An 18,160-nucleotide genomic window follows, 5' to 3' on the forward strand; every position below is an offset into this window, starting at 1 on the left:
TAACTTGCACCTCCTGTGTCTGCGTGGAATAGTCGACCAAGCAAGTGCTTGGTCGATTCCTACAAAAACAACAAGGAGGAAGCCCTGTGGCTGATGCAATCCGTTTGCCGCTCGAGCTGTTCTACGAACGTGAAGCAAGGCACCCGAACAAACGCTACATGGTGCAGCCGCTGGGTGGCGGTCAGCTGCTGGAACTGAGCTGGGCCGATGTCGGCGACCAGGCGCGGCGGGCCGCCAGCTGGCTGCGCAGCCGGGAACTGCCGCAGGGCAGCCGCATCGCCATCATCTCCAAGAACTGCGCGCACTGGATCATCAGCGATCTGGCGATCTGGATGGCCGGCCATGTCTCCGTGCCGCTGTATCCCAACCTCACCGCCGAGTCGATGCGACAGGTGCTGGAGCACTCCGAAGCGGCGCTGGCCTTCGTCGGCAAGCTCGATGACTGGACGGCGATGGCACCGGGCGTGCCGCAGGGCCTGCCGACCATCAGCCTGCCACTGCATGCGCCGGGCGACTTCGACTACAGCTGGGACGACCTGCAGCGCAGCACGCCGATCCAGGACGACCCCAAGCCGGCGGCCAATCAGATGGCCACCATCATCTACACCTCCGGCACCACGGGCATGCCCAAGGGGGTGATGCACAATTTCTCCAACTTCGGCTTCGCTGCCGGCCACGCCACCGCACTGTTCGGCGTGGGCGAGGACGATCGCCTGATCTCCTATCTGCCGCTGTGTCACGTTGCCGAGCGCATGTTCGTCGAGCTGGCGTCTCTTTATGCCGGGCAGACGATCTTCTTCGCCGAGAGCCTGGACACCTTCCTCGAAGACCTCAAGCGCGCACGGCCGACGGTGATGTTCGGCGTGCCGCGGATCTGGACCAAGTTCCAGATGGGCGTGTACGGCAAGATGCCCGCACACAAGCTCGACCGTCTGCTGAGGCTGCCGATCATCGGCCGGCTGGTCGGGCGCAAGGTGCTCGCCGGGCTGGGGCTCGATGCCATCCGCTACGCGTTGTCCGGTGCGGCGCCCGTCCCCGAGGCGCTGCTCAACTGGTATCGCCGCCTGGGCATGGAGATCCAGGAGGTCTACGGCATGACCGAGAACTGCGGCTACTCGCATGTATGCCGGCCCGGCAGTTTCAAGCAGGGCTGGATCGGCCAGAACAACCCGGGCGTCGAGGTGCGCATCGCCGAGGACGGCGAGGTGCAGGTGCGCAGTGGCGCCACGATGCAGGGCTACTACAAGGACCCGATCAAGACCGCCGAAGCGCTGACCGACGACGGCTTCCTGCGCACCGGTGACAAGGGCGAGCAGGACGCCGAGGGCAACCTGCGCCTGACCGGGCGGATCAAGGAAATCTTCAAGACCAGCAAGGGCAAGTACGTGGCGCCCGCGCCGATCGAGAACCGCATCGGCGAACATTCGCGCATCGAGCAGGTCTGCGTGGTCGGCGACGGGCTGCCGCAGCCCATCGCCCTGTGCGTGCTCTCCGAGATGGGGCGGCAGGAGGCGGCCAATGACAGCCGCAGCGATCTGGAGAGCAGCCTCAAGGCCCTGCTGAGCGAGGTCAACGGTCGTCTCGATCAGCATGAGCGCTTGCAGGGGCTGGTCCTGGTCAAGGAGGTCTGGGCGGTGGAGAACGGCTTCCTCACTCCGACCCTGAAGATCAAGCGGGCGGTGATCGAGGGCACCTACGGCGAGCGTTTCGCCGAGTGGCAGGAGCGCAGCGAAGCGGTGCTCTGGCACGACTGAACAGGGTGGGCCGGTTCGTGCCGGCCCGGTCTCCAGTGGACGTGAGGTACTACCAGCATGGGCCTGTGGCAACGAACTCCCGATCTCGATGAACTCAACGCGACCCTGAAGAACACCGTCGGTGAAGTGCTGGACATTCGCTTCGAGTCGTTCGACGACGCCTCCATCAGCGCCAGCATGGTGATCGACGCGCGCACCCATCAGCCCTACGGCCTGTTGCATGGCGGGGCATCGGTGGTGCTGGCGGAAACCCTGGGTTCCACCGCCAGTTACCTGTGCATCGACAACCGGCGTTTCTACTGCGTCGGGCTGGAGGTCAACGCCAACCACCTGCGCGGTCTGCGCAGTGGCCGGGTGCATGCCGTGGCCCGTCCGGTGCACCTGGGGCGCACCACGCACGTCTGGGATATCCGCCTGAGCGGTGACGATGGCAAGCCCAGCTGCATCTCGCGCCTGACCATGGCCATCGTGCCCCTGGGTGAGCAGCCGCCGAAGGCCTGATCGCCTGTCGACGATCTGCTGCGCGTTGGCCAAGCGGTGTTGAAATCCCCCTCAAGATGCGCATCTGCAGCAGCTGAACCGCGCCTCTTCGGGTGATTTCGCCGTCGTTCACCTGCAGCTCACCAGATCGTGAGCAGGCTTTGCCAGCCTGGCACCGGCGCCCTTGAGCGGGTGCCGAGGCTGCAATTTCATCCAAGATTTACCCGGCCCATGGCGCTAGAGTAGGCGCCATGGACCAGATCACTCACATCCAGAGCAGTTTGCCCGGCGTTCGCCTGATCGACGCCGAGTACCGCCGCTTTGCCTTCCCCCGGCACTTCCACCTGGAGTACCACGTTGGCCTGTTGATCCAGGGGCAGCATCGCTATGCCTATCGCGGCGAGCGGCGCCAGGTCGGGGCAGGGGATGTGCTGCTGATGGCGCCGGAGGGGATCCACGATGGAGCGTGTCTGGAGGGAGAGAGCTATCGCATCCGCGTGATGGCCTTCGACCCGCACTGGCTCGACGAGGCCAGCCGGACCCTCAGCGATGGGCGCCAGGGTGCGCCCAGGCTGACCACCACCAGCCTGCGTCATCCGCTGCTGTCGCAGCATCTGCAACGTTTTCATGAGGCCATGCTCAACGGTTCGACGCTGGCGCAGGAAAGTGCACTCTGGCAAGCGCTGGCCCATCTGCTGGACATGGGCTCGACCCTGCGTGTCAGCGAGCCCGACCGGGTATTCGACAGCCGTACCTGGCAGCAGCTGCGCGAATGGCTGGAGAGTCGCCTGGACGATCCGCCTTCGCTGGAGGAAATCGCCTCGTTCTGCACGATGAGCCCCTGGCAGGCGCTGCGGCGTTTTCGCCAGCACACCGGCCTGCCTCCGCATCAGTGGCTGACGCAGTTGCGTCTGCAGCGGGCCTTGCCGCTGGTGCTGGCGGGCGAGTCGCTCAGCGACATCGCCCTGCGCCTGGGCTTTTACGACCAGGCGCATTTCTCGCGGTTGTTCCGTCGTACCTACGGCTTGCCACCCGCGCGACTGCGTCAGCGCTGAGCCCAGCCGCCCCGATTCATCTCTTCAATCTCGTGGAGTTCACCATGCAGGAGACGTCCGTCTTGCTGTCGCTGGCTGCCGTGTTCGCGGTAGCGCTCATCAGTCCCGGCCCCGATGTGGCGCTGGTCGTGCGTACGGCGCTGCACCAGGGGCAGCGTGCCGGGTTGCTCAGCGCGCTGGGCCTGGCCTGCGGGATTCTCCTGCACGGCACCCTGGTGCTCAGCGGCGTGGCGCTGCTGCTCAGTCGCACGCAGTGGCTGTTCGACCTGCTGCAGGTCGGCGGGGCGCTGTACCTGGCCTGGCTGGGTGTCGGTGCGGTGCAGGCCTGGTGGCGCGGGGCCCCGGGCAATCGGCGCCTGGACGGCGAACTGGCGCCCTCGGTGTTCGGTCCCTGGCTGCGGGGCGTGTTCACCAACCTGGGCAACCCGAAGGCGCTGGTGTTCTTCCTCGCGCTGCTCACCAGCCTGGTGCCCGCGGACATGTCCTTGCCCGGCAAGATGGCCTGCGCGGCGCTGCTGTTCGGCCTCAGCCTGTTCTGGTTCAGTCTGCTCGGCATGACCCTGAGCCGGCCGCTGATGCGCCAGCGCCTGCTGCAGGTGGCGCCGACCATCGATTTCGTCTGCGGCCTGGTGTTCCTGCTGGTGGCGGCGAGTATCGTCGGCCGCCTGTTGTTATAGTCCTGACCATTGCGCCGCCATCAATGGCGGTTACGGTCATTGTCGTACCTGGCGGGCTGCCGGAGAATCGCGCTGGTACTGACTTCCTCGGGTTTCATGCATGCCGCAGCCGCTTTTCTTCGCTCACGCCAACGGCTTTCCGTCCGCGACCTACGGCAAGCTGTTCGCAGCCCTGGCGCCGGACTTCCAGATTCGGCACCTGCAGCAGCACGGCCACGACCCGCGTTTCCCGGTGAATGACAACTGGTCCAACCTGGTCGACGAGCTGATCCATCACCTGCAGTGCAGTGACGAGCCGGTCTGGGGCGTGGGCCACTCGCTGGGCGGGGTGCTGCACTATCACGCCGCCTTGCTCCGTCCGGAGCTGTATCGCGGCGTGGTGATGCTCGACTCGCCGGTGCTGACGCTGGCCGATCGCATGGTGATCCGTGCGGCCAAGCGCTTCGGCTTCATCGACCGCATCACGCCCGCTGGGCGTACCCTGGGGCGGCGTGAAGCATTCGCCGACTCGGACGAGGCGCGTGACTACTTCGCCGGCAAGAGTCTGTTCCGCCGTTTCGATCCCGAATGCCTCGATGCCTATGTCAGCCACGGCTTGCAGGCTGACGAGCAGGGCCTGCGCCTGCGTTTTGACCCGGCCACCGAGATCAGCATCTATCGCAGCGTGCCGCACACCTCGCCCGGGCGACCGCAGCAGCTGGCGGTGCCGCTGGCCATGGTGCGCGGCCGCCATAGCCGTGTGGTCCTGCCGCACCACGCACGCCTGCTGCGCAGCATGCCGCGGGCCGAATATCACAGCCTGCCCGGAGGGCACATGTTCCCTCTGGAGCGGCCACAGGCGACTGCCGAGCTGTTGCGCGAGTTGTTCCTGCGCTGGGCCGGCGGCCAGGAGGAGAGAGCATGAACAGCGGTTTCGAAGAAGTACGCCTGAGCCTGCCGCACATCGAACTGGCGGCGCACCTGTATGGCCCCGAGGATGGCGTGCCGGTGCTGGCCCTGCATGGCTGGCTGGACAACGCGGCGAGCTTCGCGCGCCTGGCGCCCAGGCTCGAAGGATTGCGCATCGTCGCCCTGGACTTTGCCGGGCATGGCCATTCCGAGCACCGTGCGGCAGGTGCCGGCTACGCCCTGTGGGACTACGCCTTCGATGTGCTGCAGGTGGCCGAACAGTTCGGCTGGTCGCGCTTCTCCATTCTCGGCCATTCCATGGGCGCGATTACCGCCGTGCTGCTGGCGGCAGCCCTGCCGGAGCGGGTCGCGCGCCTGGCGCTGATCGATGGCCTGGTGCCCTATACCGGCGAGGCCGAACAGGCCCCGGAGAAGCTCGGCGAGGCGCTACGTGCCCGGCAACAGCTCAGTGACAAGCGCAAGCCGGTGTATGCCGAGGTCTCGCGTGCCGTGGAGGCGCGCATGAAGGGTGTCGGCGCGGTCAGCCGTGAGGCCGCCGAGCTGCTGGCCCAGCGTGGCCTGATGCCGGTGCCGGGTGGCTACACCTGGCGCACCGACAGTCGCCTGACCCTGCCTTCGCCATTGCGCCTGAGCTGGGCGCATGCGCAGGCCTTCGTCCGCGCGCTGCAATGCCCGGTCAGCCTGGTGCTGGCGGAGCAGGGCATGATGGGCGCGCAACCTGCGGTCAGGGCCTTGCTTCAGGACCTGCCGTTCGAGGTGCACACGCTGCCGGGCGGTCACCACCTGCACCTCGACGACGAGCGGGGGGCGCAACTCGTAGCGGATTGTTTCAATCCATTCCTGCGCGTGCCTTGACTTGCCGGCGGCTCCTGGGGAAAGGTGTGGCGGTCTGCCATGGAGGATCGCATGATCGACTCTTTCGAAGTCGCCACTCATTGTTCAGCAAGACCGTCTACCGTTTCCCCTCAGAGGATGTTCACTCGATGAGGGGAGGCATGAAGCTGTTCTCTGCGCTGTTTGCCAGTGTCTTCAGCGGCGCGCTGCTCGCCGCCGCTGCCGATGTGCCCGGTAGCCGTGACCTCGAGGCGTTGCCGCGCTTTCCTGCAAGCCACATCGTGGCCTTCGCGCAGGAGCCCGCGGCCGAGCGCATCTATCCGCAGGGCTCGGTCCGGCGCATCAGCGGACGCCTGCGCTACGAGCGCGAAATCCTGGCGCAGGGCCGGCATCAGGCCGTGACCTACGAGCTGCCGGGCACCCACAGCGCCGACCAGGTCTTCAGCGCATCGCGCGAGGCCCTGCTGAAGCAGGGCGCCGAGCTGCTGTACTGGTGCCAGGGGCGTGAGTGTGGCTCCAGCAGCCTGTGGGCCAATGCGGTGTTCGGCAATTCCACCCTGTACGGCTCGGATGACCAGCAGGCCTATGCCCTGTTGCGCCTGGCCGAGCCGAATCACGAAAGCCTGCTGGCGCTGTACAGCATCACCCGCGGTAACCGTCGGGCCTACCTGCATGCCGAGCAGCTGGATGCCGATGCGCCGCTGGGTACTTTGCTGCCGACGCCTGCGACCCTGTTGCGGCAACTGCGCAGCGACGGGCAACTGCAGTTGCCGGTGGATGCCAAGGCCGACAGCGCCTGGGTCGAGGTGCTGGCGCGCAGCCTGAATCTGGACAGCACCCTGCGCGTCAGCCTGTCCGGCGGCCAGGCGCCGGCCTGGCGCGAAGCGTTGATGGCGCAGCGTGTGCGCGAGGCCCGGCTCGAACTGGGCGAGGGCGAAGGCGATGCGCTGAATGTGCGGCTGCTGCGTTAAGCAGAGGCGTACCGGGGGAAGTTTGCAGAGCGCCCATCTCGGGCGCTTTGTCGTTTCGTCGAATGGAGTTTCGATTGATGGCCACTAATGATCGTCTGCTGGTGCAGATTCTGCTGCTCGGTTTGCTGGCGGCCAGCCTGTGGGTGCTGGCGCCATTCTGGTCGGCGCTGTTCTGGGCGGCGGTGCTGGCGTTCGCCAGTTGGCCGCTGATGCGTCTGCTGACGCAACTGCTGAACGGCCGCATGTCGCTGGCCGCCGGGATTCTCACCGGGGTCTGGGTGGTGCTGGTGGCGGTGCCGCTGGTCTGGCTGGGGTTCAACCTTGCCGATCACATCAAGGACGCCAATGCACTGGTCAAGGACCTGCAGGTCGAAGGCCTGCCGCCACCGCCGAGCTGGCTGCAAGCGATACCGCTGGTGGGCGGGCGCCTGGTGGAGATGTGGCACACCATCGACCAGCAGGGCGCGGCGTTCTTCGACACCGTGCGACCCTACCTGGGCCAGGTGGGCAACTGGCTGGTGGCGCGCAGTGCGAAGATCGGCGGCGGCATGGTCGAGCTGGCGCTGAGCCTGGTGCTGGTGTTCTTCTTCTACCGTGACGGCCCGCGCCTGGCCGTGTTCGTGCACAGCCTGCTGGAACGCCTGATCGGTGACCGCGCCGATCACTACCTGGAGCTGGTCGCCGGCACGGTGCAGCGGGTGGTCAACGGGGTGATCGGCACGGCGGCGGCGCAGGCGGTGCTGGCCTATATCGGTTTCGTCATCGCCGGGGTGCCGGGTGCGCTGGTGCTGGGGCTGCTCACCTTCGCCTTCAGTTTCATCATGATCCCGCCGCTGATCTGGGGGGCGGCGGTGGCCTGGCTGGTCTGGCAGGGGGAGATCGGTATGGCGATCTTCCTCGGGGTCTGGGGCTTCTTCGTCATCAGCGGCGTGGACAACATTCTCAAGCCCTACCTGATCAGCCGCGGCGGCAACCTGCCGCTGGTGGTGGTGCTGCTCGGGGTGTTCGGCGGCATTCTCGCCTTCGGCTTCATGGGGCTGTTCCTCGGCCCGACCCTGCTGGCCGTGGCCTACAGCCTGCTCAGCGACTGGGTGGCGGACCGGGCGCCGCCTGCCGAGAACCTGGTGGACAAGCCGCTGGCGGACGAGGAGACGCGCGGTTGATCGTCAGCCGCGCTCGCTTTCGTACTTGTCCAGGGTGTCGCGCGCGATCTGCCGGCCGAGCATGATCAGCTCCGGCGCCTTGTAGAACTCGAAGAAGCGGCACACGCGCTTGGGCACGTTGATCAGGATGTCCGGCGGGTAACCGGCGATCTTGTACTGCGCCAGCGAGGTCTGCATCACCTCGAAGCTCTGGTTGACCAGCTCCAGCAGCGAGGCGGGCCCGCTGAACTCCGCCACGTGCGAACCGCTGGCGGATTTCGGCGCCGCTTCGTCATCGTCATGACTCGGGGCCGCGGCCGGGCTGATGTCATCGGCCTGCTGCTGCCCCTCGGCCAGCAGCAGGACTTCATCCTCGCTCTTGCGCCGGAAGCTGGGCAGGCGCGAACCCAGGCTGCTCATCATCTGGTCGATGCGCCCCTTGAGGGCGGCCGGCCGTTCGATCACCGGCAGCTGATAATGGGTATGGTTGGTGGCGTTGAGGTTGACCGCGATGATCAGGTCGCAGTGGCTGGAGACCACCGGCACGATCGGCAGCGGGTTGAGCAGGCCGCCGTCGACCAGCATGCGCTTGCCCTGGACCACCGGGGTGAACAGGCTGGGAATCGCCGCCGAGGCGCGCATGGCCTGGTGCAGGCAGCCTTCCTGGAACCAGATTTCCTGCTGGTTGGTCAGGTCGGTGGCGACGGCGGTGAAGGGGATATCGAGGTTCTCGATGTCCACCTCGCCGACGATCTCCTGGATGCGTCCGAACACCCGTTCGCCGCGTATCGCACCGAGGCGGAAGCTGACGTCGAGCAGGCGCAGCACGTCCAGGTAGTCCAGGCTCTCCGTCCACTCGCGGTATTCGCGCAACTTGCCGGCGGCGAAGATGCCGCCGACCACTGCGCCCATCGAACAGCCCGCGATGCAGCCGATTTCGTAACCGCGTGCCTGCAGCTCCTCGATCACGCCAATGTGCGCATAGCCACGCGCTCCCCCCGAGCCCAGTACCAGCGCCACTTTCTTGCTCATGTGAAAAATCCCCCGTCCAGGCCACGACCTTACTCGCGCGATGACGCTGCGCCAAGGCGGTCTTTGCTAGAATCCGTCGCCAGTCGTCGCAGTGAGAGAGAAGCATGAGCGAACCCATTCGTTTGACCCAGTACAGCCACGGTGCCGGTTGCGGCTGCAAGATCGCGCCCAAGGTGCTCGAGGTGATTCTTGCCGGCAGTGGCGCACAGAATCTCGACCCCAAGCTGTGGGTGGGCAATGCATCGCGCGACGATGCCGCGGTGTATGCCATCGATGAGGAGCGCGGAGTGGTGTCGACCACCGACTTCTTCATGCCGATCGTCGATGATCCGTTCGACTTCGGCCGTATCGCCGCGACCAACGCCATCAGCGACATCTACGCCATGGGCGGGGACCCGCTGATGGCGATCGCCATCCTCGGCTGGCCGGTCAACGTGCTGGCGCCCGAAGTCGCCCGCGAGGTGATCCGTGGCGGCCGCGCGGTCTGCGACGAAGCCGGTATCGCACTGGCCGGCGGCCATTCCATCGATGCCCCCGAGCCGATCTTCGGCCTCGCCGTCACCGGGCTGGTGAGCAAGGGCAACATGAAGCGCAATGACACCGCGACGGTCGGCTGCAAGCTGTACCTCACCAAGCCACTGGGCATCGGTATCCTCACCACGGCCGAGAAGAAGGCCAAGCTGCGCGACGCCGACATTGGCCTGGCGCGGGACTGGATGTGCACGCTGAACAAGCCTGGCAGCCGTTTCGGCAAGCTGGAAGGCGTGCGGGCGATGACCGATGTCACTGGCTTCGGTCTGCTCGGCCACCTGGTGGAGATGGCGGACGGCAGCCACCTCAGTGCGCGCATCGAGTTCGCCCGCGTGCCGCGCCTGGAGAGCGCGGAATACTACCTGCAGGAAGGTTGCGTGCCGGGCGGCACCCTGCGCAACTTCGACAGCTACGGCGAGCGGATCGCGCCGCTGCCCGAGCTGAGCAAGCTGCTGCTGTGCGATCCGCAGACCAGCGGCGGGCTGCTGGTGGCCGTGGCGCCGGAGGGCGAGGCGCAGTTCCTGGCGGTCGCCGCCGAACTGGGGCTGGACCTGGCGCCGATCGGCGAGATGGTCGAGCGACAGCGTTACGCGGTCGAGGTGCTGTAATGCGTGACAACTGCACCGATTACCGCGACATCTTCCTGCACGACCGGCCGATGATGGATGCCCGTGCGCCGGTCGAGTTTCACAAGGGCGCCTTCCCGGGCGTGATCAACCTGCCGCTGATGAACGATGTGGAGCGGCAGAAGGTCGGCACCTGCTACAAGCAGCATGGCCAGGAGGCCGCCATCGAGCTGGGTCACCAGCTGGTCAGCGGGCGCAGCAAGGACGAACGCATCGAGGCCTGGGCCCGCTTCGCCAAGGCCAACCCCGAAGGTTACCTGTACTGCTTTCGCGGCGGCCTGCGTTCGCAGATCGTCCAGCAATGGCTGAAGAGCGAGGCCGGCATCGACTATCCGCGCGTGGTCGGCGGTTACAAGGCGATGCGCAACTACCTCCTGCACATCACCGAACAGGCCGTGGAGGAGTGCGATTTCGTCCTCGTGGGCGGCATGACCGGTACCGGCAAGACCGAGGTGATCAGCCAGCTGGGCAACAGCCTCGACCTGGAGGCGCATGCCAATCACCGCGGCTCCAGCTTCGGCAAGCGTGCCAGTGGCCAGCCGGCGCAGATCGACTTCGAGAACGCCCTGGCCATCGATCTGCTCAAGCGCCAGGCGACTGGCCAGCGCCAGTTCGTGCTGGAGGACGAGGCACGCCTGATCGGTCGTTGCTCCTTGCCGCTGTCGCTGCACCAGGCCATGCAGAACTACCCGCTGGTGTGGCTGGAAGACAGCCTGGAGAACCGCATCGAGCGCATCCTGCAGGCCTACGTGGTCGAACTGTGCGCCGAGTTTGTCGCGGTGCAGGGGGCGGAGGAGGGATTCCCCGCATTCGCCGCGCGGCTGCGCGAGAGCCTGGCCAATATCACCCGGCGCCTGGGCGGCGAGCGTTATCAGCGCCTGGCGGCGATCATGGAGCAGGCGCTGCACGAGCAGCAGAACGATGGCGTGGTCGACAGCCATCGCGGTTGGATCGAAGCTTTGCTGGTTGAGTACTACGATCCTATGTATGTGTTCCAACGTGAAAGCAAGTCCGGGCGCATCGAGTTCGCGGGCGAGCAGCAGGCGGTGGTGGAGTACCTGCGCAGTCGCAGCGAACGCTGAACCGGGCACTTTCGCCCGGCCTTAGCGTCATAGACTGGGCCAATCCGTAGTCATGTCCGTTCGAGGAGTGTGGTTGATGAAACACTGGATCTGTTTGCCGCTGCTCGCGGTAGCGTTGACCGGCTGTGCCGGCAAGACGGTTTACCGCGATACCTGCGCCAACCAGCTGGATGCCGCCTGGAAGGAGCTGAGCATCGCCGAGGCCGAAGGCTTCGCCGGCACCGTGAGCTATTCCAAGGCGTTGTCGCTGCTGACGGCCGCCAAGACCCAGCAGCAGTTCGAGGCCTACGAAGGCTGTACCAGCAAGGCCGAGCGCGCGCGCTTCTACATCCGCGAATCGCGAGCGGGGCGCTGATGCAGCTCGACTTCTCTGCCCTGAGCCCTCTGGATGCCTATCGCTGGCTGGCGTCCAGCGTCACGCCGCGCCCCATCGCCTGGGTGTCGAGTCGTTCGCCCGAGGGCGTCGCCAACCTGGCACCGTTCAGTTTCTTCCAGGTGATCAGCGACAATCCACCCACGCTGCTGGTCAACGTCAATACCCGTGACGACGGCAGTCTCAAGGACACGCTGCGCAACGCCCAGGCCAGTGGCGAACTGGCGATTCAGCTGGTGAGCTTCGCGCAGGCCGAAGCGATGAATGCCAGCGCTGCGGTGTTGCCCCACGAGGTCAGCGAGTTCGAGCATTGCGCCATCGCCAGCGTGCCCTGCGAGCGCATCGACGTGCCCCGTGTCGTCGGCGCCCCGGTGACCTTCGAGTGCCGCGTCGCGCAGATCCAGCCGTACCCCGCGCAGCAGCCCAACAGTCACCTGATCTTCGCCGAAGTGCTGCTGGCCCATATCGACGACGCGCTGCTGACCGAGCAGGGCCGTCTCGACCCGCTGCAGCTTGATCTGGTCGGTCGCCTGGGCGGCAGCGCCTATTGCCGCACGCGCGATGTCTTCAACATGCAACGCCCTTGAATTCGTTCTGAAAACGACCTCCAGTTAACTGTTCCGGCCATCCTGCCGCCTGCTGGCTTGTCGCCAGCAGGGCGCTGCTCCTATGTTTCAGGATTCTGGGCTGGCTGCAGTAGGCAGGGGGATGTCATGGGTAGCTCATTGACCAAGCGGCTGGCCAGCTTGAGTACGGCCAGCAAACTGATGCTGGGCTTCGCCCTGGTGCTGCTGTTGACCGCGCTGGTGGCCGCCACCGGCCTGCTGGCGTTGCGCGAAGTCAGCGCCGGCGCCGAACTGCAGCAGCGCATGAGCGCTCTAGGTGAACAGGTGCTGCGCATGCGCCAGAGCGAGCAGGCCTTCGCCCTGGCCGGCGACAGTCAGCATGCAGAACGGCTCAACGAGCAGGCCGATGCCATCCTCCAGGCCAGCCAGGCGCTGCAGGGCGAGCTGGACAGCGACAGCGCGGCGATCCTGGCGCAGGTCGAGCCGGCCCTGGCCGACTACCGCACTGCCTTCGCGCGCTATGTCGAACTGACCGACAACATGCAGCTGTCCTTGCAGGCTGCCGACTGGCTGGTGGTCGCTGCGGCCAACAGCCTGGACCTGCTGCAGGAGGGGCTGTCCGAGGATGGCGTCGACCTGCTGAAAAGCTCCCAGGGCGAGCGGGGCGGCGACTCGGTGCTGCAGGCGGGGCAGGTCGGCAAGATCCACCAGTTGCTGTTGCAGGCGCTGGATCAGGCGCGCCAGCGCCTGGAGGCCAGCCGCCGTGCGGACACCACCGAACAGGCGGAGATCGCCCAGGCGGGCGAGGCGCAGGCCCTGGCGGCAGAGCTGCGCGATGCGCTGGACGACCCCGGCTATTCCGCCGTGCTCGGTGAGGTGGTGGTCAACGTCGACTCGTTCAACGAACGCCTGCAGGAGTACGCCAGCCAGTTGCAGCAGCAGAAGGCGGTCTACGCCCAGCTCGTCGCCCAGGTCGAACTGTTGCTGCAGCGTGTCGATCAGGCACTGCAGGCGCAGCAGCAGGCCATGCAGGCGGAGCGCAAGGCCAGCAGCGGCCTGATCGTGGTGGCTGCGGCGCTGGCGCTGCTCTTCGGCCTTGCGGCGGCGATCATCATCAGCCTGGTCATCGTCAGGCCGCTCAAGCGCGTCATTGCGCTGGCCGAGTCGGTCGCCGGCGGTGACCTGAGCGTGCACCTCGAACAGGACCGCCGCGATGAGATCGGACAGTTGCTCGCTGCCATGCAGCGCATGGCCGGCAACCTGCGCGACATGGTCGGCCGCCTGCAGGGTGGCGTGGCGCAGATTTCCAACTCGGCTCAGTCGCTCTCGGCGACCGCCGAGCAGACCCGCCAGGGCGTCAACGGGCAGAAACTGGAGACCGATCAGGTGGCCACGGCCATGAGCGAGATGACCGCCACCGTGCACGAAGTGGCGCGCAACGCCGAGGCGGCAGCCGCTTCGACAGAGCAGGCCGACCAGCGCGTGGGCAATGGCAGCCAGGTGGTTCGCCAGACCCTGCAGCGCATCGAACAGCTGGCCCGGGCGATGGACACCACGACCGCCAGCATCCAGCGCCTGAGCCAGGATACTCAGCGTATCGACGCCGTGCTGGAGGTGATCAAGAGCGTCGCGGAGCAGACCAACCTGCTTGCCCTCAATGCCGCCATCGAGGCGGCCCGTGCGGGCGAGCAGGGCCGCGGCTTCGCGGTGGTCGCCGACGAGGTGCGGGCGCTGGCCAAGCGTACCCAGCAATCGACGGCGGAAATCGAGTCGCTGATCTCCGCCTTGCGCGAGGGCAGCCGGCGTGCGGTGGCAGACATGGAGCAGAGCGCCGGCCTGGTCGAGAAGACCGTCGACGACGCCAGCCAGACCGAAGTCGCCCTGGTGGCCATTGCCGAGGCGGTGACGCTGATTTCCGAGATGAACCAGCAGATCGCCGCGGCGGCCGAGCAGCAGACGGCCGTCGCCGAAGAGATCAACCGCAGCGTCACCTCGATCCGCGACATCGCCGATCAGTCGGCCACGGCGATGGACGAGACGGCGGCGTCCAGCATTCAGCTGGCCGAACTGGGGCGCGAACTGCAGGGCATGGCAGGGCACTTCCGCCTGTGAGGCCGCGCTGTTCGCCCGCGGCGCACTTTGGACGGCCATTCACAGTTTCGTGAGCAAAGGTTACATGGCGCTTTGCCCCGGCCGAGTGGCCCAGTAGCATCGGCAGTCCGTACAAGGAGCAAACGATGCGAACCAAACTGGATGCCTGCCTCGACTCGGTCAATCAGGTGGTACTGGGCAAAGAGGCGCAGGTGCGTCTGGCGCTGACCTGTCTGCTGGCGCGTGGTCACCTGCTGATCGAGGACCTGCCCGGCATGGGCAAGACCACCCTCAGTCATGCCCTGGCACGGGTGCTGGGGCTGAGTTTCCAGCGCATCCAGTTCACTTCCGACCTGTTGCCGGGCGACATTCTCGGTACCTCCGTGTTCGACAAGGATACCGGGCAGTTCGTGTTTCACCAGGGGCCGATCTTCGCCGAACTGGTGCTGGCGGACGAGATCAACCGCGCCACGCCGAAGAGCCAGAGCGCATTGCTCGAAGCCATGGAGGAAGGGCAGGTCACCATCGAGGGGGCGACCCGGCCGTTGCCTGAACCGTTCTTCGTCATCGCCACGCAGAACCCGGTCAGCAGTGGCGGCACCTTCGCGCTGCCCGAATCCCAGCTCGACCGTTTCCTCATGCGCCTGTCGCTCGGCTATCCGGCCCAGGCGGCAGAGCGTGCGCTGCTGCTTGGCGATGCGCGGCGCGACATCCTGCCCAAGCTCGAGCCGGTGCTCGACCATGCCGAACTGGCGCGCCTGCAGGCCGAGGTGCCGAAGATTCGCGCCAGCGATGCCCTGATCGACTACGTACTGCGCCTGGTGGAGGCCACCCGCAGCCAGCCGCAGTTCGCCTGGGGCCTGTCGCCCCGTGCCAGCCTGGCGCTGCTGGCCGCGGCCAGGGCCTGGGCGCTGCTCGCCGAGCGTGATTACGTGATTCCCGAGGACGTGCAGGCGGTGTTGCCCGCCGTGGTCGGTCACCGCCTGCGCGAACGCGCCGATCCGGCCGGCCATGGCGGCGGCAGCCTGGTGCAGTGGCTGCTGCGCGAAGTTCCGGCGCTCTGATGCGCACGGCGCTGAGGCCCCTCTGGGCACGCTGGCTGGCCCGGCGCATCCCGCCTGCAGCCAGCGTTCGCCTCAATCAGCGGCGTATCTTCATCGTGCCGAGTCGGGTCGGGGCGGCCTTCGCCGTCGCCCTGGTGCTGATGCTGCTGGTCGCCATCAACTACCAGAACAGCCTGGCGTATGGCCTGACGTTCCTGCTGATGGCGGTGTTCGTCGTCGCCATCCTGCACACCTATCGCAATCTTGCCGGGCTGGTGCTGAAGGCGGGTGGTGGCGGGGCGGTATTCGTGGGTGAGCAGGCCGTCTTTCGCGTGCGCCTGGAGAGTCGCGGGCGTGAACATCAGGCCGTGGCCCTGGGCTGGCCACCGGCCGAGCTGGTGCTGCGTGATGTGCCGCGTGAAGGCCAGTGCGAGGTGGAGGTGAGCCTGCCGGCGCGGCGACGTGGCTGGTTACGGCCCGGTCGCCTGCGGGTCGAGAGCCGCTTCCCGCTGGGCTTGCTGGTGGCGTGGAGCTGGGTCGACCTGGACCAGGCGGTACTGGTCTATCCGCGCCCGCTGGAAGGCGATCTGCCCGTGTCCGCCGGTCTCGGCGAGGACGACGACGAAGGCATGCGGGCGCGTGGCCAGGGTGCCGATGACTTCCAGGGGCTGCGTGACTACCAGCCGGGCGACTCCAAGCGGCGGCTGGACTGGAAGGCCTACTCGCGCGGCCAGGGGCTGCTGGTCAAGGACTTCGCCATGCTCAGTGGGCGGGACCTGTGGCTCGACTATGAGAGCCTGGCTGGCGACAGCGAAATGCGCCTGTCGCTGCTGTGCCACTGGGTGCTGCAGTTCTCCGCGCGACAGCAGCCCTTCGGCCTGCAGTTGCCGGGCACGTCGATCGCTGCGGACGTTGGCGAGGCGCATCGCGATGCCTGCCTGCGCGCCCTGGCGCTGTTCGGGCAACGTCCATGAGCCGGCTGCCAGGCATTCCGCGCATTGCCCTGACCTGGTTGCTGGTGGCGCAGGCGCTGGTGATCGTGCCGCACCTGATGCATCTGCCCATGTGGATGATCGCCCTGTGGCTGGGCGCTGCGAGCTGGCGGGTGCAGATCTTCCGCATGCGTGCGCGCTACCCCGGTGGCTGGGTCAAGGGTGGCCTGGTGCTGCTGGTCCTGATCGGCATCCTGTTCTCGCGGGGGACCCTGGTCGGGCTGGATGCCGCCGTGGTGCTGCTGATCGCCACCTTCATCCTCAAGCTGCTGGAGATGCGCACGCGGCGTGACGCGCTGGTGCTGGTCTTCCTTGGCTTCTTCTGCGTGGTCACCGCCTACCTGTTCGAGGATGGCATCGTCGCCGCGCTCTACAGCCTGCTGCCGGTCACGGCGCTGCTGGCTGCCCTGGTCGGTCTGCAGCAGAGCGGCTTTGCCGAGCGGCCCTGGCCCACCCTGCGTCTTGCCGGCGGCCTGCTGCTGCAGGCGTTGCCGCTGATGCTGCTGCTGTTCGTGTTCTTTCCGCGCATGGGGCCGCTGTGGTCCTTGCCGATGCCTAGCGACAAGGGCCGGACCGGCCTCTCCGACAGCATGGAACCAGCCGATATCGCCGAACTCAGCCGCTCCTCGGAGCTGGCGTTTCGCGCCAGTTTCGAGGGCGCCGTGCCGCCCCGCAACCAGCTGTACTGGCGGGCACTGACGCTGGACCGATTCGATGGTCGGCGCTGGTCGCAATCGAGCCTGGCGCAGCTGCCCAGGGCGCCGCAGTGGAGCAAGGCCGGGCAACCGCTGGACTACAGCATCATCATGCAGCCCAGCGGCAAACCCTGGCTGTTTGCGCTCGATGTCGGCGAGGTCGCCCAGGATGGCACGCGCATGATGACCGACTTCCGCTGGCAGAACCGTCGCCCCGTGGACCGCAGCCTGCTCTACCAGGTGCGTTCCTGGCCGCAGGCCCTGCGCGAGGCCGAGGCGCAACCGTCGACGCTGCGCCATGCCCTGCAGCTGCCGGCGCAGGGCGATCCGCGCAGTCGCGCCTGGGCGGCCCAACTGCAGCGCCAGTACCCGCAGGCCGATGCGCTGGTGGACGCGCTGTTGCGGCATTTCAATCGTGAGCCGTTCGCCTACACCCTGCGTCCGCAAACGCTGGGTCAGAACAGCGTCGACGAATTCCTGTTCGACACCCGCAGTGGCTTCTGTGCCCACTACGCCGGGGCCATGACCTTCGTCCTGCGTGCCGCCGGCATCCCGGCGCGCGTGGTGACCGGCTACCAGGGTGGCGAGCTAAACCCCTCGGGCAACTACATCCAGGTTCGCCAGTTCGATGCCCATGCCTGGGTCGAGTACTGGCAACCCGGGACCGGTTGGCGCAGCGTCGACCCGACCTTCCAGGTCGCCCCCGAGCGCATCGAGCAGGGCCTGCAGGAGGCGTTGAGCGAAGAGGACGGTTTTCTCGACGACCAGCCCTTCTCGCCGCTACGTTACCGGGAACTGGCCTGGCTCAACCAGTTGCGCCTGAGCTGGGAGCGTCTCAACTACGGTTGGCAGCGCTGGGTGCTGGGTTATCAGGGGGAGCAACAGCTCAGTCTGCTGCAGAGCTGGTTCGGCAGTCTCGACTGGCAGCGTCTCGCCCTGGCGCTGGTCGGGGGTGGTGCGGCGCTGCTCGGCCTGCTGGCCCTGTGGCTGCTCAAGCCCTGGCAGCAGCGGCGTGACCCTCTGCGTCAGGTGCTGCGACGGTTCGAACGCCTTCTGGCGCGGCATGGCGTGCATCGACAGGCCGGCGAGGGCATGCGTGCCTTCGCCCGGCGCGCCAGCCAGGAGTTGCCGGCGCAGGCAGCGCAGATCCAGGCGTTCGCCGCGTGTTTCGAGCGCCAGCAGTACGCCGGCCAGGCCGTGGCGCCGGCCGCGCTGCGTCAGGCGCTGGGTAAGTTGCGCCAGGCGTTGCCCTGGCGCTGGCTGAATTAGGATTTTTCGGGCGCGACGGGTTTGTTGGTCGTCACCCT

The 18,160-nt window shown here is 66.8% G+C and carries 17 protein-coding genes and 1 pseudogene; 17 read left to right on the forward strand and 1 reads right to left on the reverse strand.

All coding sequences use genetic code 11. From position 1 onward, the window contains the following. Positions 1–86: 86 nt before the first annotated feature. From E4487_RS05515 to E4487_RS05550, 8 genes are all read left to right on the forward strand, one after another. Positions 87–1,754, forward strand: coding sequence for an AMP-binding protein (locus tag E4487_RS05515; protein ID WP_175252873.1), 1,668 nt, complete (start codon positions 87–89; stop codon positions 1,752–1,754). Between the two features lie 57 nt (positions 1,755–1,811). Next, complete coding sequence (locus E4487_RS05520) at positions 1,812–2,255, forward strand: hotdog fold thioesterase (protein WP_037051999.1); 444 nt, start codon at positions 1,812–1,814, stop codon at positions 2,253–2,255. Between the two features lie 230 nt (positions 2,256–2,485). After that, a complete protein-coding gene (locus E4487_RS05525) occupies positions 2,486–3,289 on the forward strand; it encodes an AraC family transcriptional regulator (protein WP_175252874.1) in 804 nt (267 codons plus the stop codon). A 44-nt stretch (positions 3,290–3,333) separates the two neighbouring features. Beyond that, on the forward strand, positions 3,334–3,966 hold the full coding sequence (locus E4487_RS05530) for a LysE family translocator (RefSeq protein WP_037052004.1): 633 nt from the start codon (positions 3,334–3,336) through the stop codon (positions 3,964–3,966). Positions 3,967–4,066: 100 nt separating this feature from the next. Continuing rightward, positions 4,067–4,870, forward strand: coding sequence for an alpha/beta fold hydrolase (locus tag E4487_RS05535; RefSeq protein ID WP_150609469.1), 804 nt, complete (start codon positions 4,067–4,069; stop codon positions 4,868–4,870). Then, the gene (locus E4487_RS05540; RefSeq protein ID WP_047584469.1) at positions 4,867–5,730 is read left to right on the forward strand and encodes an alpha/beta fold hydrolase; all 864 of its coding nucleotides are present in this window, start codon (positions 4,867–4,869) and stop codon (positions 5,728–5,730) included. Before E4487_RS05535 ends, E4487_RS05540 begins: the two co-directional genes overlap by 4 nt. A 140-nt stretch (positions 5,731–5,870) precedes the next feature. After that, positions 5,871–6,680: a DUF4892 domain-containing protein gene (locus E4487_RS05545; protein WP_175252875.1), complete on the forward strand. Its 810-nt coding sequence runs from the start codon at positions 5,871–5,873 to the stop codon at positions 6,678–6,680. Positions 6,681–6,757: 77 nt separating this feature from the next. Beyond that, positions 6,758–7,843, forward strand: a complete 1,086-nt coding sequence (locus E4487_RS05550) for an AI-2E family transporter (RefSeq protein ID WP_175252876.1) — start codon at positions 6,758–6,760, stop codon at positions 7,841–7,843. Positions 7,844–7,846: 3 nt separating this feature from the next. Here the strand turns inward: E4487_RS05550 and E4487_RS05555 are convergent, their stop codons facing one another. Further along, on the reverse strand, positions 7,847–8,854 hold the full coding sequence (locus tag E4487_RS05555; RefSeq protein ID WP_047584466.1) for a patatin-like phospholipase family protein: 1,008 nt from the start codon (positions 8,852–8,854) through the stop codon (positions 7,847–7,849). A 104-nt stretch (positions 8,855–8,958) separates the two neighbouring features. Here E4487_RS05555 and selD point away from each other — a divergent pair, with 104 nt between their 5' ends. From selD to E4487_RS05595, 9 genes and pseudogenes are all read left to right on the forward strand, one after another. Then, on the forward strand, positions 8,959–9,993 hold the full coding sequence (gene selD / locus E4487_RS05560; RefSeq protein WP_047584465.1) for a selenide, water dikinase SelD: 1,035 nt from the start codon (positions 8,959–8,961) through the stop codon (positions 9,991–9,993). After that, positions 9,993–11,093, forward strand: coding sequence for a tRNA 2-selenouridine(34) synthase MnmH (mnmH, locus tag E4487_RS05565; RefSeq protein WP_037052022.1), 1,101 nt, complete (start codon positions 9,993–9,995; stop codon positions 11,091–11,093). The genes selD and mnmH overlap by 1 nt, the downstream gene beginning before the upstream one ends. Before the next feature lie 76 nt (positions 11,094–11,169). After that, the gene (locus tag E4487_RS05570; RefSeq protein ID WP_037052024.1) at positions 11,170–11,448 is read left to right on the forward strand and encodes a hypothetical protein; all 279 of its coding nucleotides are present in this window, start codon (positions 11,170–11,172) and stop codon (positions 11,446–11,448) included. Continuing rightward, positions 11,448–12,053: a flavin reductase family protein gene (locus E4487_RS05575; RefSeq protein ID WP_037052027.1), complete on the forward strand. Its 606-nt coding sequence runs from the start codon at positions 11,448–11,450 to the stop codon at positions 12,051–12,053. The genes E4487_RS05570 and E4487_RS05575 overlap by 1 nt, the downstream gene beginning before the upstream one ends. Before the next feature lie 1,005 nt (positions 12,054–13,058). Next, positions 13,059–13,289, forward strand: a pseudogene (locus E4487_RS24810) (HAMP domain-containing protein); the annotation flags it as partial. A 141-nt stretch (positions 13,290–13,430) separates the two neighbouring features. Then, positions 13,431–14,144: a methyl-accepting chemotaxis protein gene (locus tag E4487_RS24815; protein WP_373921505.1), complete on the forward strand. Its 714-nt coding sequence runs from the start codon at positions 13,431–13,433 to the stop codon at positions 14,142–14,144. 125 nt (positions 14,145–14,269) lie between these two features. After that, positions 14,270–15,187 (forward strand): MoxR family ATPase, encoded by a 918-nt coding sequence (locus E4487_RS05585; RefSeq protein ID WP_047584461.1) that lies wholly within the window; start codon positions 14,270–14,272, stop codon positions 15,185–15,187. Next, positions 15,187–16,140 carry a DUF58 domain-containing protein gene (locus E4487_RS05590; RefSeq protein ID WP_134675906.1) on the forward strand — a complete coding sequence of 318 codons (954 nt, stop codon included), beginning with the start codon at positions 15,187–15,189 and terminating at the stop codon, positions 16,138–16,140. Before E4487_RS05585 ends, E4487_RS05590 begins: the two co-directional genes overlap by 1 nt. Further along, complete coding sequence (locus E4487_RS05595) at positions 16,137–18,122, forward strand: DUF3488 and transglutaminase-like domain-containing protein (RefSeq protein ID WP_175252877.1); 1,986 nt, start codon at positions 16,137–16,139, stop codon at positions 18,120–18,122. The genes E4487_RS05590 and E4487_RS05595 overlap by 4 nt, the downstream gene beginning before the upstream one ends. Positions 18,123–18,160 lie beyond the last annotated feature (38 nt).

It is taken from the genome of Pseudomonas sp. BMW13, from assembly GCF_013357275.1.
Taxonomy (GTDB): domain Bacteria; phylum Pseudomonadota; class Gammaproteobacteria; order Pseudomonadales; family Pseudomonadaceae; genus Aquipseudomonas; species Aquipseudomonas khazarica.

Excerpts from the sequence above, each read along its gene's own strand:
- E4487_RS05520 (WP_037051999.1), top strand. The coding sequence starts at position 1,812 with ATGGGCCTGTGGCAACGAACTCCCGATCTCGATGAACTCAACGCGACC.
- E4487_RS05545 (WP_175252875.1), top strand. The coding sequence starts at position 5,871 with ATGAAGCTGTTCTCTGCGCTGTTTGCCAGTGTCTTCAGCGGCGCGCTG.
- E4487_RS05535 (WP_150609469.1), top strand. The coding sequence starts at position 4,067 with ATGCCGCAGCCGCTTTTCTTCGCTCACGCCAACGGCTTTCCGTCCGCG.
- E4487_RS05540 (WP_047584469.1), top strand. The coding sequence starts at position 4,867 with ATGAACAGCGGTTTCGAAGAAGTACGCCTGAGCCTGCCGCACATCGAA.
- mnmH (WP_037052022.1), top strand. The coding sequence starts at position 9,993 with ATGCGTGACAACTGCACCGATTACCGCGACATCTTCCTGCACGACCGG.
- E4487_RS05570 (WP_037052024.1), top strand. The coding sequence starts at position 11,170 with ATGAAACACTGGATCTGTTTGCCGCTGCTCGCGGTAGCGTTGACCGGC.
- E4487_RS05525 (WP_175252874.1), top strand. The coding sequence starts at position 2,486 with ATGGACCAGATCACTCACATCCAGAGCAGTTTGCCCGGCGTTCGCCTG.
- E4487_RS05585 (WP_047584461.1), top strand. The coding sequence starts at position 14,270 with ATGCGAACCAAACTGGATGCCTGCCTCGACTCGGTCAATCAGGTGGTA.
- E4487_RS05575 (WP_037052027.1), top strand. The coding sequence starts at position 11,448 with ATGCAGCTCGACTTCTCTGCCCTGAGCCCTCTGGATGCCTATCGCTGG.
- E4487_RS05590 (WP_134675906.1), top strand. The coding sequence starts at position 15,187 with ATGCGCACGGCGCTGAGGCCCCTCTGGGCACGCTGGCTGGCCCGGCGC.
- E4487_RS05550 (WP_175252876.1), top strand. The coding sequence starts at position 6,758 with ATGGCCACTAATGATCGTCTGCTGGTGCAGATTCTGCTGCTCGGTTTG.
- E4487_RS24815 (WP_373921505.1), top strand. The coding sequence starts at position 13,431 with ATGAGCGAGATGACCGCCACCGTGCACGAAGTGGCGCGCAACGCCGAG.
- E4487_RS05530 (WP_037052004.1), top strand. The coding sequence starts at position 3,334 with ATGCAGGAGACGTCCGTCTTGCTGTCGCTGGCTGCCGTGTTCGCGGTA.
- E4487_RS05595 (WP_175252877.1), top strand. The coding sequence starts at position 16,137 with ATGAGCCGGCTGCCAGGCATTCCGCGCATTGCCCTGACCTGGTTGCTG.
- selD (WP_047584465.1), top strand. The coding sequence starts at position 8,959 with ATGAGCGAACCCATTCGTTTGACCCAGTACAGCCACGGTGCCGGTTGC.
- E4487_RS05555 (WP_047584466.1), bottom strand. The coding sequence starts at position 8,854 with ATGAGCAAGAAAGTGGCGCTGGTACTGGGCTCGGGGGGAGCGCGTGGC.